Below are 16,194 nucleotides of genomic sequence, written 5' to 3' on the forward strand. Positions count from 1 at the left end.
GTCGTGTGACACGCGCCGCACGTACACTGAACTGTGAACCACCGGACCCTTCATCCTACATGACCTATTCCGACCACACCAACGCTTCGCACCTGCCCCGGACCTCGCTGCCGCTGGATGTCATCCAGGCGGTCCTGGACAGTGTGGACGACACCATGGCGCTGGTCGGACCGGACGGTGAGATTCTGGCGGTCAACCATCCGTGGCAGGAGTTCATGTCACAGAACCATGGCGAGCAGCTGTCGTGTGGCGTCGGAGCCAACTACCTGCAGGTCTGCGAGGGGGCCAGCGGCCCGAACGCCGCCGAGGGCCTGCCGGTGGGACGCGCCCTTGCCAGCGTGCTGAACGGTAGCGTGCCTCACTTCGAGATGGAGTACCCGTGTCACGGCCCTGCCCTCGACCGCTGGTTTGTGGTCCGCATTCGGCCACTGCAGCATGGCACCGAGCGGTACGCGCTGGTGACGCACCTGGACGTGACGGCGCGCTGGCTGACCGCCCAGCGCCGCAGCGATCTGGATGTGGAGGTGGCGCACGAGGTGCAGCTGCGCACCCGCAACCTCCAGGCGGAGAACGACGAGCTCGACAGCTTTGTGGGGGCCGTCTCGCACGACCTGAGAACGCCGCTGCGGCACCTGCAGGGCTTCCTGGGCCTGCTGCGGCAGCGGCTGGAACCGCGCGGGCTGGCCGAGGAGGACCTGCGGCTGCTGGACGTGCTGAGTGCGTCATCGCTGCGCCTGAACCGCATGCTGGACGAGCTGCTGGCCCTGGCGCGGGTGTCCCGTCAGGCGCTCTCGTTCCATCAGGTCAACCTCTCGGAGGTGATCCGCGACGCCTGGGGCAACCTGACGCCCGAACTTCAGGACCGGGAGGTGGACTGGCAGTGCGGCGAGCTGCCCCGGGTCTACGGGGAGCCGGAGCTGCTGCGGCTGGCCTTCGAGAACCTGCTGAACAATGCGCTGAAGTACACGGCCGGTCAGCCGGTGGCCTGCATCCAGGTGTCGTGCGAGCTCGGCATCAGCGAGGCGGTGATCGCCGTGCACGACAACGGGGTGGGCTTCGATCCGCGCTACGCCTCGCGGCTGTTCGGGGCGTTCCAGCGGCTGCACAGCGACCGCGAGTTCTCCGGCGTGGGGATGGGTCTGGCCAACGTCAAGCGCATCGTGCAGCGGCACGGGGGCCGGGTCTGGGCCGAGGCGCAGCCGGGCAGGGGCGCCACCTTCTTCCTGGCGCTGCCGCTGCAGCCGCCTCCGGGGCCCGGATAACGCGTCGGCACATCACGCCTCACGTTACCAATCGGGGGGCGCCACAGCTGCTAGCCTGAGGCACGGCTTCAGGAAGTCGTTTCTTTTCTCATGATGCTTCCCCTTCTGAAAGCCCACACCCAGGACCTGCACCAGCGCGTCGAACAGCTGCTCGCCATCATGGCCGACCCGCTGCCGGCCGAGCTCTATCACCAGCAGCTGCGCCAGCTGTACCGGCTGTACAACCCGCTGGAAGCCCGGCTCTCGGCGCTGCCGCTCCCGGACGCGCTCGGCTGGCCCGGGCGGCTGAAAGCCCCGCTGCTGGAACAGGACCTGAGCGTCCTGCGGCTCTCTGTGCCGGACCCGCTGCCGGCCGCGGCTCTGCCCGAGCTGCCGAGCGTGGCCCACGCGCTGGGCTGCCTGTACGTGCTGGAAGGCTCCACCCTGGGCGGCCAGCTGATCGGCCGTCATCTGAGCCGCCAGCTGCAGCTGACCGCCGAGCACGGCGCCGCCTTCTTCAACAGCTATGGCGTGCGGGTCGGGCCGATGTGGAAGGCGTTCGGGCAGGTGCTGGAGCAGCACGCGGCCGAGCACGGCGGGCAGGCGGAGATGCTGACCGGCGCGCTGCAGACCTTTCACGCCTTCGAATCCGTCCTGATGGACGCCCCCATTCCCGCCGGAGCCGCCGATGACTGATGCCGACCTGCTGTCCCCGCAGTACCTGGGTGGCCCCACCGTGGACACCACCAACTGCGAGCGTGAACCGATCCACATCCCCGGCTCGGTGCAGCCGCACGGGGTGCTGCTGGTGCTGTCCCATGACCTGACGATCCTCCAGGCGAGCGCCAACGCCCGCACCCTGCTGGGGCTGGACCCCGACGAACTGCTGGGTCAGCCGCTGGGTCACGTGGCCGAGCAGCGCGAGGTGCAGGCGCTGCGGCGCTTTCTGGACAGCGGCGGCTACGCGGGCGGACAGTTCACGTCCACCCTGCGCTTCGGCCCGCGCCGCGAGCTGGACGCCACGGTGCAGCGCTCCGGCGACCGACTGCTGCTGGAACTGGAGCCGCGCGACCCGGACACCTCGTCCGAGTTCTACCACGTGATCAAGAACGCGCTCTCGGCGCTGGAAACGGCCCCGGACCTGGCCAGCCTGACCCAAAGGGCTGCCGAGCAGGTGCGCGCCCTGACCGGCTTTGACCGGGTGATGATCTACCGCTTTGCCCCGGATGACAGCGGGCTGGTGATCGCGGAGGCGAAGCAGCCGGAGCTGCACCCCTTCCTGGGTCACCGCTTCCCGGAGTCGGACATTCCCCGGCAGGCGCGCGCGCTGTACGTGCAGCACCTGATCCGGCTGACCGCCGACGTCAACGCGGCCCCGGCCCCGCTGGTCCCGGTGCTGGACCCGGAGAGCGGCCAGCCGGTCAACCTGGGCGGCGCAGTGCTGCGCAGCACCAGCCCGGTGCACCTGCAGTACCTGCGGAACATGGGGGTCGGCTCCAGCCTGTCAGTGTCGATCGTGCAGGACGGCCGGCTGTGGGGCCTGATCTCCTGTCATCACACCACCGGGCGCGTGATCTCGCAGCCCACCCGTTCGGCGCTGGAGTTCCTGGCCCGGGTGCTGAACCTGCAGGTCAAGGCCAAGCTGGAACAGGAGATCGCCCAGTTCCGGCAGCAGCGCCAGGAGGTGCAGCGCCGCATCGCGGACCGGCTGTCGTCCTCGCTGACCCCGCTGCAGACGCTGGCCGAGCCGGACCTGGGGTTGATGACGCTGCTCGACTGCGGCGGCCTGGCGATGCACTTCGATGGTCAGCTGCAGCTGATGGGCCAGACCCCCGCGCCGGAGCAGGTCATGGCGCTGATTCAGTGGCTGCGGGAGCAGCCGAATGACCTGTATGCCACCGACGCGCTCAGCAGCGAGTGGCCGCCGGCCGAGGCGGACGAGCGGGTCGCCAGCGGTCTGCTGGCCATCAGCGTGTCGGGTGGCTGGCAGGAGGCGCTGCTGTGGTTCCGTCCGGAGCTCCCTCAGACGGTGGCGTGGGGGGGCGACCCCACCAAGCCGGTGGAGCGGGCCGCCGACGGCAGCGCCCAGCTGACGCCGCGCCACTCCTTCGACACCTACATCCAGCAGGTGCGGGGGCGCTCCGAGCCGTGGCACCAGGGCGAGATCGCGGAGGCGCAGGACCTGCGGCGGGCGCTGACCAGCGCGGTGGGCGAGCGGCTCACGATGCTGCGCAGCCTCAACGATCAGCTGGGCCGCGCCAATGACCGCCTGAACCGCGCCAACACGGAGTGGCGCGAGTACGCGTTCGTGATGTCGCATGACCTGCAGGAACCGCTGCGGCTGATCTCCAACTTCCTGGAGCTGTTCGGGGTGCGCTTCGGTGGTCAGCTGGACGCCAGCGCCGAGAAGATGATCGAGTTCACGCTGGGCGAGGCTGAACGGCTGCGCTCGCTGATCCGCGACCTGTACAGCTATACCGAGCTGAGCGCCGGAGCCCCGCCGCGCCGCGCCGAGGTGGACCTGAACGCGGTGCTGCAGCAGCTTCAGAGGGAACTGGCGGCGGCCATCGCCTCCAGCGGCGCGCGCATCACGGTGGACCCGCTGCCCCAGGTGCAGGGCAACGCCGCGCGGCTGCAGCAGGCGCTGTGTCACCTGCTGGACAACGCCATCAAGTTCAGCCGCCCCGACACCCCGCTGGTGCATGTCAGCGCCAAGCGGGTGACGGAAGGCTGGGCCATCCGGGTGCACGACCAGGGACCCGGCATCGCGCCGGAGTACCACGACAAGATCTTCACGGTGTTCCAGCGGCTGGGCAAGCGCGAGGACTCGGTCGGCAACGGCATCGGGCTGGCCATCGCCCGCAAGATCGCCGAGCTGCACGGCGGCAGCCTGAGCGTGTCGTCCGGGGTCGGGCACGGCTCCACCTTCACGCTCACCTTGCCGGACGACCAGCCGTCCCCGGGGCCGCATGTCTGAGCGCAGCGCGGTCGAGATTCTGCTGGTCGAGGACAACCCGGCCGACGTGTTCCTGACCGAGGCCGCCTTTGAGGCGGCCGGGGTGGCGGTGCAGCTGCATCTGGCCCGCGACGGGGTGGAGGCGCTGGATCTGCTGACCCCGCCCGGCGGGGACGGCCCCGGCCTGTCGCCGCGGCTGGTGCTCCTGGACCTGAACATGCCGCGCAAGAACGGCTTCGAAGTGCTGAATGCCCTGAAGGCCAACGACCAGACCCGGCACCTGCCGGTGGTGATCCTGACCACCTCTGCCGCCCAGAGTGACGTGGAGCGCTGCTACCAGCTGCAGGCCAACGCCTACGTCACCAAACCGAGCGGCCTGGACGAGTTCATCGAGTTTATCCGGGTGCTGGAACGCTACTGGCTGCAGGTGGTGCGGCTGCCCGAACCAGTCTGAGCAGCAACACAACCCCACGTGTATACCTGTACACATGTAGGGTTGTGTTGTGTCTTGCCCTCATCGTCCTCTGGGGTCCAGCACGTCGCGCAGGCCGTCTCCGATCAGGTTGAAGGCCAGTACCGTGAACAGAATGGCCAGGGCCGGGGCGCTGGACGCCCAGGGCGCCTGGGCAATGTAGTTGCGCGTTTCCGAGACCATGGCGCCCCACTCCGGGGTGGGCGGCTGCGCCCCGAAACCGATGAACCCCAGCCCGGCGGCCGTCAGGATGGCGCTGCCCACGTCGAAGCTCGCCTGGATCAGCAGCGGCGCCACGCTGTTGGGCAGCAGGTGCCGCAGGGCCACCCGAGAGGGCGAGCTGCCGAGTGCCTGCGCCGCCTGGATAAACTCCTGCTCGCGCAGGGCCAGCACCTGGGCGCGGATCAGCCGGGCGTAGGTGGGCCACGACACCAGCGCCACCGCGATCATCACGTTGATCAGGTTGGGCCCCAGCGCTGCCGAGATCGCCATCGCCAGGATCAGGCTGGGAAACGCCAGGAAGATGTCGGTCAGGCGCATCAGCGCCTCGTCCCACCAGCCGCGCAGCAGCCCCGCCATCAGCCCGATCACCGAGCCGATCAGCAGGGAGGCCAGCATCACGCTGACGCCCAGCCCCAGCGACAGCCGGGCCCCGTTCATGGTGCGCGACAGCACGTCGCGGCCCAGCTGATCGGTGCCGAAGGGGTGGGCGGCGGAGGGGGGCCGCAGCCGCAGGTCGAGGTTCTGGGCCAGCGGGCTGCCGAGCAGCGGTGGCAGCAGCAGCGCGCACAGCAGCAGAATGGCCAGCATCACCAGCCCGGTCAGGGCGCCGGGGTTGCGCAGCAGCCGGCGTGGGGTGGAGCGCCGGTCGTTCAGCCAGGTGGTCCGGGCCGTCATGAGAAGCTGATCCTGGGGTCGAGGGTCACGTACAGCAGGTCCACCAGCAGGTTCACCAGCGAGTAGGCCAGCCCGGCCACCAGCGTCACGCCCATCACCGCCGGGAAGTCCAGGCTGACGGCCGAACTGGTGGCGTAGCTGCCGATGCCCGGCCACGAGAAGATGGTCTCGGTCAGCACCGCGCCGGTCAGCAGGCTGCCGAACAGGCTGCCCAGCACCGTCAGGATCGGCAGGGCGGCGTTGCGCAGGGCATGCTTCCAGATCACCCGCTGCCCGTTCAGGCCCTTGGACCGCGCCGTGCGGATGTAGTCCTGGCCCAGCACCTCCAGCATGGCGCTTCTGGTCATGCGGGTCAGCAGCGCCGCCGAGAAGGCGCCCAGCACCAGCCCCGGCAGAATCAGGTGCCGCAGCGCGTCCACGAACACCTCACCGTCGTGGGCCAGCAGCGCGTCCACCGTCACCAGCCCGCTGTGGACCGGCGGCGCGAGGCTGTACGCGTCGATGCGGCCCGGCCCCGGCAACCAGCCGAGCCGCTCGTGGAAGATGTTCAGCGCCAGGATCGCCAGCCAGTACACCGGGGTGGCCCCGCCCACCAGCGCGAAGATGCGCGCCAGCAGGTCCGGCGGCCGGTTGTGGCGCAGCGCCGCCAGCATGCCGAGCGGCAGGCCGATGATCAGCGCGAACACCACCGCCACCAGCGTCAGCTCCAGGGTGGCCGGAAAGAACTGCCGCAGGTCGGCCGCAATGCCGCTCTGGGTGCGCAGCGAAGTGCCCAGGTCACCCTGGGCCAGCCGCTCCATGTAGACCGCGTACTGCACCACCATCGGCTTGTCCAGGCCGTTGCGCACCCGGAAGTCCTGAAGCTGCTGCTCACGGGCGTTGTTGCCGAGCGCCGCTGCCGCCGGGTCCGCCGGGACCACGTGTGAGATCACAAAGGCCGCCAGCGTGACGCCCCACAGCACAAACAGCATCAGGGCCAGGCGCCGGAGTATGTAGATGAGCAGAAAGGTGCCTCCTTGACCTCAGCGGGGCCGGTCTCCGGAGCCGCAGGCACCCGCCCGCGCTCCGGCCACCCGGCCCCGGCCGCTTACTTCTTGCTGATCTTCTCGAACTGCACGTCGCCGTTGGCGTTACGCACAAAGCCCAGCACCGACGCGCTCGCCACCACCGGCTTGTACGGCTGGTACAGGATGGCGTAGGGGCCTTCCTTGACCATCAGCTCGGTCAGCTGCTTGTACAGCGCCACCCGCTTGGACTGGTCCACCTCGACGGCCGCCGACTGCGCCAGCTTGCTCGCCTGCGCATTGTTCCAGCTGTTGCGCCACGCCAGCGAGTGGGCGTTGTAGTCGGCCAGCGGGGTGCCGTTGCCGTCCGCGTCGGGGTAGTCGGGGCTCCAGGCCACCTGGATCAGCGGCGCCTTCTGGGCGCGGTAGGTGGTCAGCAGCTCAGCGTTGACCATCTGCTTGATGTTGGCGCGGATGCCCACCTTGGCCAGGTCCGACTGGACCTTGGCAGCCAGGTCCTGGCACGGCACGCCGCCGGAACACGAGCCGGTGCTGACCAGGAAGTCCACGTCAAAGCCGTTGGGCTTGCCGGCCGCCGCCAGCAGCGCCTTGGCTTTGGCCGGGTCGTAGGCGTAGGGCGTGGCGGTATTGGACCCGGCCAGCCCCAAAGGAATGATGGTCTGCACCTTGCGCCCCAGGCCCTGCAGCAGGCTCTTGATGATGCCGTCCTGGTCAATGGCGTACCGCACCGCCTCGCGCACGCGGGGATCCTCGAACGGCGAGCCCTTGGCCGAGTTCATGCCCAGGTAGGCCATCTGGAAGGTGCTGGTCTTGAGCGCCTTGAGCTTGGGGTTGCTCTGCGCGGCCTTGAAGGCGTCCGGGGTGTAGTCCCAGGCCACGTCGATCTCGCCACTGTTCAGAGCGGTCTGCTGCGCCGACGATTCCAGCATGTAGCGCAGGATCACCCGCTTGATATTGATGGAGCGGCGGAACGCCTTGGGGTTGGCGTCCAGCGCCACCTGTGCACTGCGGTCCCAGCGGTTCAGCACGAACGGCCCGGAACCGGCGCTGTGATCGCGCAGCCAGGCAGAGCCGAAGTCGCCGTTCTGCTCGTGCGCCTTGGCCTCGGTGCTGTCGATGATGCCGCCCACGTTGAAGGTCAGCAGCGCCAGCACGATGTTGGGGTTGGCGGTCTTGGGAATGTTGAACACCACGGTGGTAGGGTTGGGGGCCGTCACCGACCCGACCTTCAAGTTCGCCACGTCGGTCAGCAGGAAGCTGCTGGGCGTCTTGAGCGAGATCACCCGGTTCATCGAGTACACCACGTCGGCCGACGTGACCGGCCGGCCGGTGGAGAAGGTGGCGGGCCGCAGCGTGAAGGTGATCTGTGACCCGGTGGCGGTGGGCGTGACCTTCCAGCTGCTGGCGAGCCGGGGCCGCACCTTGCTCAGGTCGTTGCCCTCAAAGCCCACCAGGGTGTCGTAGAGGTTGCCGGTGATCAGCGAGCCGGTGAATTCGTAGGACACGCCGGGGTCGAGGGTGATCAGGTCCGAGAAGTCGCCGCCGATGACCAGCGTGCTCTGGCGGGCCGACTCGGCAGCGGCCATCGGCAGGCTGAGCGCCAGGGCGGCAGCCAGCAGCCGGCCGGCGAGACGCGAGGGACGGACGGAACCGGACGCCGGGATCAGTCGCTTCATGCTTCAACTCCTTGGGAACGCGCGGACGGGAAGCCGCACAAGGGACCTTCGTGGAACCGCCTGAAGTGCGCCGGGCCTGAGCTGATCTCAAGGGAGCCCTCATCAGCCCCTTAAGTAGGCTTACCCTAGGTGTTCGGCAAAAGGGTGTCAAGCGGGCCGCCGCTGCCGCTCCCGGCGCCGGCCCACGGTGGTACGCTGGCCCGCAAGGAGCCACTATGAGCGAACCCGAACAGACCGTATTTCCCTACGGGGCTTGGCCGTCTCCGCTGACCCCGGACGCCATCACGGCCGGCACGGTCGGCCTGGGGGGGATCGCCGTGGACGGCCCGGACGTGTACTGGCTGGAAGAGCGGCCCAGCGAGGCCGGACGCAGCGTGCTGGTGCGACGCACCCCGGACGGCGCCGTGACGGACGTGACCCCGGCCCCCTCCAACGTCCGCACGCGGGTTCATGAGTACGGCGGGCGCTGCTACGTGGTGCAGGACGGCACCGTGTCCTTCAGCAGCTTCACCGACGACCGGCTGTACCGGCTGGCCCCGGGCCAGGAGCCGGAGCCGCTCACCCCGCCCCTGGACGTGCGCTACGCCAACCCCACACCCGATCTCCAGCGTCAGCGGTTGATCGTGGTGCGCGAGGACCACCGCTCCGGCGACCACGACCCGGGCAACGCGCTGGTGGCCGTCTCCGTGGGGGAAGCGAACCCGGAGGGTGGCACGGTGCTCGCGAGCGGCGCGGATTTTTACGCCGCGCCCCGGCTCAGCCCGGACGGCACCCGGCTGGCCTGGGTGGAATGGGACCATCCGAACATGCCCTGGGACGACACCCGGCTGATGCTGGCGAGCGTCGAGCCGGACGGGTCGCTGACCGCGCCGCAGTGCGTGGCGGGCGGCCCGGGCGAGTCGGTGGCCGAGCCGCGCTGGTCGCCCGGCGGGGTGCTGCACTTCGTGTCGGACCGGAGCGGCTGGTGGAACCTGTACCGGCTCAGGAGCGGCGTGGCCGAAGCGCTGTACCCGATGGAGGCGGAATTCACCCGTCCGCACTGGGTGTTCGGCGTGGCTCAGTACACCTTCCTTCAGGAGGAGCAGCTGGTCTGCGCCTACGACCAGGGGGGCCGCACCCAGCTGGCCCGGCTGGAACACCAGGACGGCCGCTGGGTGCTGCTGCCACTGCTCGTGCCATTTACGGACGCGTCCTCGCTGCAGGCGATGAACGGGGCGGTGGTGCTGCTGGCCGGCGCTCCGGACCGCGCGCCATGCATCGCGCGCGTCACCCTGGGGGGCGAGGTGGAGGTGCTGCGCGAGTCGGCCCGCTTCCCGCTGAGCGCAGACGACATCAGCGTGCCGGAGGCGGTGGAGGTGCCCACCGAGGACGGTCAGTTTGTGCACGCCTTCCTGTACCGGCCGCGCAACCGGCGGGCCCAGGGGCCGCTGGGCGAACGGCCCCCGCTGCTGGTGATCAGCCACGGCGGGCCCACCGGCGCCACCACGGCGGTGCTGGACCCGGCCGTGCAGTTCTGGACCACCCGGGGGTTTGCGGTGCTGGACGTGAACTACAGCGGTTCCACCGGCTTCGGACGGGCCTACCGCGAGCGCCTGAAGGGCCAGTGGGGGGTGCTGGACGTGCAGGACTGCGTGAGCGCGGCCCAGTACGTGGCGGCGCGCGGCGACGCCGACCCCGAACGGCTGGCCATCACCGGCGGCAGCGCAGGCGGCTACACCACGCTGTGTGCGCTGACCTTCCACGACGTCTTCGCGGCCGGGGCCAGCCACTACGGGGTCAGCGACGTGGAAGCGCTGGCCCAGGAAACGCACAAGTTCGAGAGCCGCTACCTGGACAGCCTGATCGGCCCGTATCCGCAGGACCGGGCCCGCTACGAGGCGCGCTCACCGATTCACTTCACCGGTCAGCTGCGCCGCCCGGTGGTGTTCTTCCAGGGCCTGGACGACCGGGTGGTGCCGCCCAATCAGGCGCGCACGATGTACGAGGCGGTGCGGGCCCAGGGGCTCCCCACGGCCCTGCTGGAGTTCCCCGGCGAGGGCCACGGCTTCCGGCGGGCCGAGAACATCCGGGCGGCGCTGGAAGGAGAACTGCAGTTCTACGGCCAGGTGTTCGGCTTCACGCCGCCGGGCCTGAGCACCACGCTGGAGATCGTGAACGTCGACCGCTGAGGGCCGGTCAGCCCTCAGCCCAGAGCCGACGGTACGCCTGCTGGTAAGCCACCCTCGCGGTGCCGGAGTCCAGGTTCCGTACCGTTTCCTCTCCCTCCGGACGCAGGGCCTCCATCGCCGCCTCCAGGTCCGGGTACAGCCCGGCTGCCGGCATCGCCAGAATGGCCGCGCCGTCCGCAGCGCCCGGCTCGCGGGCGCTGCGCTGCACCTCCAGGCCGAGTGCGCCGCCCACCAGGCCCAGCCAGAAGTCGCTGCGGGCGCCGCCGCCGGTGGACAGCAGCCGCTGCACCTGCGAGAGCGGCCGCATCACGTCGTAGGTGTCGGCCAGCGCGAAGGCCGTGGCTTCCAGCAGGCTGCGGGTCAGCTCCGCGCGGCCGGTGGCCAGGCTCAGTCCGGTCCAGGAGCCGCGCAGGTCGGCGCGCATGTGCGGGCTGCGTTCGCCACTCAGGTACGGCAGGAAGGTGACGCCGCCCGCGCCCGGCCCGGCACTCTGGGCTTCCTCCAGCAGCGCCGCGAAGCCCGTCTCCGGGGCCAGCCGGTCATGCAGCCACTGCAACGCGCCCGCCGCCGCCAGCGTGACGCCCAGCAGGTGATAACTGCCGTCGGCATGGGCGAACAGGTGCACCCGTCCCTGCGGGTCCGGGGTGGGCTCGGTGAGTGGCGCGAACACCACACCGCTGGTGCCCAGGCTCAGGCTGCCGACCTCCGGCCGCCGGGCCGACAGCCCCAGCGCCACCCCCGCCGCCGCATTGTCCCCCCCGCCCGCCACCACCGGCAGGCCGGCCGGCAGCCCCGTCTGGGCTGCCAGATCGGCCTTCAGTCGTCCGCTGACCGCCCAGCTGTCCAGCACCTGCGGAAACAGACTGGCCGGCAGTTCCAGCGCGTCCAGCACGCCCTCGTCCCAGGCGCGGGTCGTCAGATTCAAGGCGCCCACGCCGGAGGCGTCGCTGGCCTCGGTGTGCATCTGGCCAGTCAGGAGATAGCCCAGGTAGTCCTTGGGCAGCAGCGCGTGGCGCACCCGCGCGAAGGTCTCCGGCTCAGCCTGCCGCAGCCACAACAGCTTGGGCAACTGGAAGCCCGGCACCGCCCGGTTGCCGGTGCGGGCGATCAGCTCGCTGCGGGGAAGGCGCCGTTCGAGTTCCTCTACCGCCTCCCCGGTCCGGCCATCGTTCCAGAGCGGCGCGGGGCGCAGCGGCTCACCGTGGGCATCCAGCGCCGTCAGGCCATGCATCTGCCCGCTGAGGCCCAGCGCCAGCGGTGTGTGACCGCCGGCCCGCAGCTGCGTCGCCACCTCCGAGAGCGCCTGCATGGTCGCCTGGGCCCAGTCCTGGGGCCGCTGCTCGGTCCAGCCGGGCTGAGGGGTCAGCAGCGGGTAGCTGTGGGTGGCGTGCGCCAGCGTCTCCCCCGCCGCTGTCAGCGCCACCACCTTCACGCCGCTGGTGCCCAGGTCCAGGCCCAGCGTGACCTCCGCCACGTCAGCGCACCCCGAGCAGCAGTTCCATGGTCAGCTGGTCCAGCTGTTCCAGCCCCGGTCCACGCGCGCCCAGGGCAACCCGGTCAAAGGCATGGGCCTTGAGCGCTGCCGCGTTCTCCGGGCTGAATCGGGTGGCCGCCTCACCCACCCCGGCGTCCTGGACCCGGTAGGCCTGGAGCGCGGCCTGGATTTCCGCGTCCTCGTCCCACTGCCGGGCCTTCTCCTTCAGGATCAGGTAGGTCCTCATGCAGCCGCGCGCGAAGGCCCACACCCCCGCCTCGTCCTCGGTGCGCAGCGCGTGCGCGTCGAAGTGCCGCATGCCGGTGTAGCCGCTGTCCTCCAGCAGCTTGACCGTGAAGAAGGCGCCCTTGGGATTCTCGGCCCCGAACCGCAGGTCCTGGTCGAAGCGGCCCATCTTCTGGTCGTTCAGGTCGATATGGAACAGCTTGCCCGCGTCGATGGCCTGCGCGATGGCATGCGGGAAGCTCAGGCCGGCCATCGTCTCGTGCGCGAACTCCGGATTCACGCCGAACAGCTCCGGGCGGGCCAGTGTGGCGATGAAGCCCAGCGCGCTGCCCACGGTGGGCAGGAAAATGTCGCCCCGCGGCTCGTTGGGCTTGGGTTCCAGCGCAAATCGGTAGCCGTAGCCCTGAGACTCGCTGTACTCGGCCAGATAGTTCAGGCTGTCGCGGAACCAGCCGAGCGCGTCCAGCAGTTTGCCGCTGCCGTCCACCTCGGTGCCTTCCCGGCCACCCCAGAACACGTAGGTCTCGGCCCCCAGCTCGGCCCCGAGGTCCATCGAGGCCATGGTCTTCTGCAGCGCGTAGGCGCGCACGCGGGCGTCGGCGCTGGTGAAGGCCCCGTCCTTGAAGGCCGGATCGCCGAACAGGTTGGTGGTGGCCATCGGGACCTTCAGGCCGTGGTCCGAGAGCGCCTGCTTGAACTCACGGACGATGCGGTCGCGCTCGGCAGCGGTCGCGTCAATCGGCACCAGGTCGTTGTCGTGGAGGTTGACGCCGTAAACGCCCAGTTCCGCCAGCTTCTGCACGATGTAGGGCGCGCTCAGCGGCTCCCGAGTAGGGCCGCCGAAGGGGTCGCGGCCGACGTTGCCGACAGTCCAGAGGCCAAAGGTGAAACGGTCGTCCGGGGTGGGGGTGTACGGTGCCATATGCGCTCCTGTGCCGGCAGCGGAAGGGAACGCTGCCCTCATCCGCGTCCAGAGAAATCGATTTCGTATGCTGGAAGTATACCCCAGACGTCGCCGAAGGCAAGCGTGGCCCTCATCGGGGGGCGGTACTGCGGCGCACCACCAGCCGGGTCGGCACCAGCAGCCGCTCCGGCGGGTGGCCGGCCAGCCGGGCCAGCAGCGTTACCACGCCCTGGGCCGCCATCTCGGCGGCCGGGTGGTACACGGTGGTCAGCCCACCCGCAATGAACTCTGCCCCCACCATGTCGTCAAACCCCACCAGCGACACGTCCTGCGGCACTCTCAACCCCGCCACGTTCAGGGTCCGGGCCACCGCCGCCGCTGCCAGATCGGTCTCCGCCACCACCGCCGTGCAGCCACCTTCCACCAGGCTCACCAGCCGCCCGGACGCATGGGTGCGCTGGATCCCGCCGCCCAGCCCCGCCGCCCGCATCGCATCCTGGTACCCCTGCTCACGCAGGGCAAAGTGTTCCGGCCCCTCCCGGCCGGCGCCGTAATACACGATCTGCTGATGGCCCAGGCGCAACAGGTGCTCGGTCGCCAGTCGCGTGCCGCCCCGGTGATCGGCGTCCACATGGCCCACCGCGTCCGGGGTCTGCTGGGTCCAGAGGGCCACCAGCGGCAGCCGCTGCGGGTCCAGGTGATCGAGCAGCTGATGCGGGCGCAGCGGATCACGACTGACCAACAACCCATCGATGCGGCCGTCCAGAAACCGAGCCGCCTCGCCTTCCGGACCTTCCGGATACACCACCAGCGCCGGCACGCCGTGCTGCCGCGCCGCCTCACCCAGCCCCGCCAGAATGGCGCCGTCAAAGGTGCGGCGCAGCGCGGCAGCAGCGTTCAGCTCACCTAGTTCACCGACCGGCTCCGACGGCGAGGTGGCCGCCAGCACCACCCCCAGCTGCCCGGTGCGCCCGGTCCTGAGATTGCGGGCTGCCGCGTCCGGCACGTAGCCGAGTTCCAGCGCCACCCGCCGCACCCGCTCGGCGGTGGCGGCGTTGATCGCGTAGGCCACCTCCTGACCAGTCAGGACCTTGGAGACGGTGGCCGGACTCACGCCCGCCGCCGTCGCCACGTCCTTGATCTTGAGCTTCACCGTCACCTCCCCCGGCGGCCGGCCCGCAGCGTCAGGGCAGCGCCTTGAACTGGACCCGCACGAACGAACGCGGCGGCAGCACCAGCTGGGATGGGTTCAGGCGCAACAGCGGCGCTTCCTGATCCACCGTCTCGGCCGTGAAGCCCTTGGCTCCGGTCGCTTGCCAGCCGGTCAGCGACAGCGAGACCGGCACCGGCTCGGTGGCGGTATTGATGAGGATGGTGGTCAGCGTCCGATCCTGCTGCGCCGCATGGACCCAGAGCCGGTCATCGTCCGTCTGCAGCAGCAGCGCCTGGCCCTGAAAGTGCGTCAGTTCACGCATGGCGTAGTAACTCGGGCGCGGAATGCCGCTCAGGTCCAGCAGCCCGTGGTTGCCGGTGGCCTGCAGCGCGAAATAGGTGGCCACCTGGGCGCCCCCCTCCGCCAGCCTCAGGGTGGCTTCGGCGGCCCACAGGCCCGCCACCTGATCCGACAGGTGGCGCGCGCGGTTGGTGTTCCAGGACAGGCTGTATTCGGTCACGCCGGTCTGCACGGTGCGGGTGTGCCCCAGCGGGTTCGCCTGGGGGTCGCGCAGAAGCTGCTGGTAGTGCGCCAGATCGTCCGACACCCGCTTCACGCTGGCCAGCGCGGCCTCGTCACTGAGGGTCCCGTTGTCCGGATACTCGTGCCAGGTCAGCAGGTCCACCACGTCGCCGCACAGCCGGATGAACTGCTCCACCCAGGGGCCCGGCTGGCTGGTGGCTGGCCCGGCGATCAGGGCGTGCGGGTCCACCTGCAGGATGGCGGCGCGCTGATCGCGGAAGGCCCCGCAGTACTTCTCGGGGGTCCACGAGGGATCGCCCCGGTGCTCGGCGTACAGGTCCGGCTCGTTGCCGATCTCCCAATAACGCACCGGCAGGCCCTGGGCCAGAGTCACCCGGACCGCGGCCGCCGCGTCGGCCGGCTGGTTGTGCGAATCCGGTTTGAGCGCGAAGAGGCGGGTCTGCACCAGCAGTGGCGGTTTGCCCAACATGGTCCAGTTGCTCTTGAGCGGCACAAAGCTGGCCTCGGTCAGGTCCTGCTCGTCACCCACATTTCCACCGGGAAACCGCAGCAGGCTTGGCCGCAGGACATTCAGCGCGTCACGCGCCTCCACTACCGGCATCCAGTTGCCCAGGTTGTAGCCCTCCAGGCTGCCGGCCGCCAGCGGTACAGGTGGCCGGTTGGAGGCCAGTTGCACCGTGGCTGCCTCACCGAGCCCCACCACGCCCATCAGCAGGGCGAGCGGCAGCCAGCGGTAGACGGCACAGACCACCCCAGAGAGGTGCGCGCTCGTTCCTTGCCGCTTCGGGAACGGCCGGGAATCCATCGAATTGTTCATCGGCACAGCATACCTGTTCACGCCTCCGAGACCGGGCGATTCGCACGGACAGGAAGGAGCGGCAGAACTGATCTGACGTCTGTCCCGGGTATCGGCATACTTGGGCCATTTGCGTGACGGGTATCGGCATACTTGGGCCATTCGGGGTATCGGCATACTTGGGCCGTTCCCAGCGTTTTTCCCTGCTGGCGCTCTTTTTAAGGTTCACCTGAAGGTGTGGAAAACCGTCCTCAGCCCTGTATCGGCATACTTGGACCGTTTTGGGGTCCAACTATCGGCATACTTGGGCCATTTGGCTCAGGAACTATCGGCATACTTGGGCCGTTCCGGCTGAACAGCCACTTATACCCTCGGCATACTTGGGCCGTGGCTATCGGCATACTTGGGCCATTTGACCTGAAAACTATCGGCATACTTGGGCCATTTGGTCACCCGTGCATCGGCATACTTGGGCCATCTGAAGGCTGAACTATCGGTATACTTGGGCCAAATGGCCCGGAGAGTATCGGCATACTTGGGCCGTTTGCAGACTTTTTCCCCGTTCTGGCGCGACTCTGCACTTTCTGCTTGTTGTTGACATTCAATATCTTTTAGAGCTTTAAAAGAAATAACAACCAAAAAA

Annotated in this window: 12 protein-coding genes; 5 read left to right on the forward strand and 7 right to left on the reverse strand. The window is 69.3% G+C overall.

Going from position 1 to position 16,194, the window contains the following annotated elements; genetic code table 11:
* Positions 1–59 precede the first annotated feature (59 nt).
* The 4 genes from ABOD76_RS20915 (at position 60) to ABOD76_RS20930 (ending at position 4,651) form a co-directional block, all read left to right on the forward strand.
* Positions 60–1,262 (forward strand): sensor histidine kinase, encoded by a 1,203-nt coding sequence (locus tag ABOD76_RS20915; protein ID WP_350245648.1) that lies wholly within the window; start codon positions 60–62, stop codon positions 1,260–1,262.
* Positions 1,263–1,352: 90 nt separating this feature from the next.
* Complete coding sequence (locus tag ABOD76_RS20920) at positions 1,353–1,937, forward strand: biliverdin-producing heme oxygenase (protein WP_350245649.1); 585 nt, start codon at positions 1,353–1,355, stop codon at positions 1,935–1,937.
* Positions 1,930–4,218, forward strand: coding sequence for an ATP-binding protein (locus ABOD76_RS20925; RefSeq protein ID WP_350245650.1), 2,289 nt, complete (start codon positions 1,930–1,932; stop codon positions 4,216–4,218). Before ABOD76_RS20920 ends, ABOD76_RS20925 begins: the two co-directional genes overlap by 8 nt.
* Complete coding sequence (locus tag ABOD76_RS20930; RefSeq protein ID WP_350245651.1) at positions 4,211–4,651, forward strand: response regulator; 441 nt, start codon at positions 4,211–4,213, stop codon at positions 4,649–4,651. Before ABOD76_RS20925 ends, ABOD76_RS20930 begins: the two co-directional genes overlap by 8 nt.
* Positions 4,652–4,711: 60 nt before the next feature.
* On the opposite strand, the gene nikC is transcribed toward ABOD76_RS20930, so the two are convergent.
* The 3 genes from nikC to ABOD76_RS20945 all read right to left on the reverse strand — a co-directional run bounded on the left by nikC (position 4,712) and on the right by ABOD76_RS20945 (position 8,267).
* The gene (nikC, locus tag ABOD76_RS20935) at positions 4,712–5,566 is read right to left on the reverse strand and encodes a nickel transporter permease (RefSeq protein WP_350245652.1); all 855 of its coding nucleotides are present in this window, start codon (positions 5,564–5,566) and stop codon (positions 4,712–4,714) included.
* Complete coding sequence (locus tag ABOD76_RS20940; RefSeq protein ID WP_350245693.1) at positions 5,563–6,570, reverse strand: ABC transporter permease; 1,008 nt, start codon at positions 6,568–6,570, stop codon at positions 5,563–5,565. The genes nikC and ABOD76_RS20940 overlap by 4 nt, the downstream gene beginning before the upstream one ends.
* Before the next feature lie 83 nt (positions 6,571–6,653).
* Positions 6,654–8,267, reverse strand: coding sequence for an ABC transporter substrate-binding protein (locus tag ABOD76_RS20945; RefSeq protein ID WP_350245653.1), 1,614 nt, complete (start codon positions 8,265–8,267; stop codon positions 6,654–6,656).
* 215 nt (positions 8,268–8,482) lie between these two features.
* On the opposite strand from ABOD76_RS20945, the gene ABOD76_RS20950 reads away from it, so the two are divergent.
* Positions 8,483–10,435, forward strand: a complete 1,953-nt coding sequence (locus tag ABOD76_RS20950) for a S9 family peptidase (protein ID WP_350245654.1) — start codon at positions 8,483–8,485, stop codon at positions 10,433–10,435.
* Between the two features lie 7 nt (positions 10,436–10,442).
* Here ABOD76_RS20950 and xylB read toward each other — a convergent pair whose 3' ends face one another.
* The 4 genes from xylB to ABOD76_RS20970 form a co-directional block, all read right to left on the reverse strand.
* On the reverse strand, positions 10,443–11,909 hold the full coding sequence (xylB, locus tag ABOD76_RS20955; protein WP_350245655.1) for a xylulokinase: 1,467 nt from the start codon (positions 11,907–11,909) through the stop codon (positions 10,443–10,445).
* A 1-nt stretch (position 11,910) separates the two neighbouring features.
* Complete coding sequence (xylA, locus tag ABOD76_RS20960) at positions 11,911–13,077, reverse strand: xylose isomerase (RefSeq protein WP_350245656.1); 1,167 nt, start codon at positions 13,075–13,077, stop codon at positions 11,911–11,913.
* 112 nt (positions 13,078–13,189) lie between these two features.
* Positions 13,190–14,212, reverse strand: coding sequence for a LacI family DNA-binding transcriptional regulator (locus ABOD76_RS20965; protein WP_350245657.1), 1,023 nt, complete (start codon positions 14,210–14,212; stop codon positions 13,190–13,192).
* Positions 14,213–14,243: 31 nt separating this feature from the next.
* Complete coding sequence (locus ABOD76_RS20970; RefSeq protein WP_350245658.1) at positions 14,244–15,572, reverse strand: hypothetical protein; 1,329 nt, start codon at positions 15,570–15,572, stop codon at positions 14,244–14,246.
* Positions 15,573–16,194 lie beyond the last annotated feature (622 nt).

Source organism: Deinococcus sonorensis KR-87, from assembly GCF_040256395.1.
GTDB lineage: Bacteria > Deinococcota > Deinococci > Deinococcales > Deinococcaceae > Deinococcus > Deinococcus sonorensis.

Excerpts from the sequence above, each read along its gene's own strand:
- ABOD76_RS20920 (WP_350245649.1), top strand. The coding sequence starts at position 1,353 with ATGATGCTTCCCCTTCTGAAAGCCCACACCCAGGACCTGCACCAGCGC.
- ABOD76_RS20925 (WP_350245650.1), top strand. The coding sequence starts at position 1,930 with ATGACTGATGCCGACCTGCTGTCCCCGCAGTACCTGGGTGGCCCCACC.
- ABOD76_RS20930 (WP_350245651.1), top strand. The coding sequence starts at position 4,211 with ATGTCTGAGCGCAGCGCGGTCGAGATTCTGCTGGTCGAGGACAACCCG.
- ABOD76_RS20945 (WP_350245653.1), bottom strand. The coding sequence starts at position 8,267 with ATGAAGCGACTGATCCCGGCGTCCGGTTCCGTCCGTCCCTCGCGTCTC.
- ABOD76_RS20950 (WP_350245654.1), top strand. The coding sequence starts at position 8,483 with ATGAGCGAACCCGAACAGACCGTATTTCCCTACGGGGCTTGGCCGTCT.
- nikC (WP_350245652.1), bottom strand. The coding sequence starts at position 5,566 with ATGACGGCCCGGACCACCTGGCTGAACGACCGGCGCTCCACCCCACGC.
- ABOD76_RS20915 (WP_350245648.1), top strand. The coding sequence starts at position 60 with ATGACCTATTCCGACCACACCAACGCTTCGCACCTGCCCCGGACCTCG.
- ABOD76_RS20970 (WP_350245658.1), bottom strand. The coding sequence starts at position 15,572 with ATGAACAATTCGATGGATTCCCGGCCGTTCCCGAAGCGGCAAGGAACG.
- xylA (WP_350245656.1), bottom strand. The coding sequence starts at position 13,077 with ATGGCACCGTACACCCCCACCCCGGACGACCGTTTCACCTTTGGCCTC.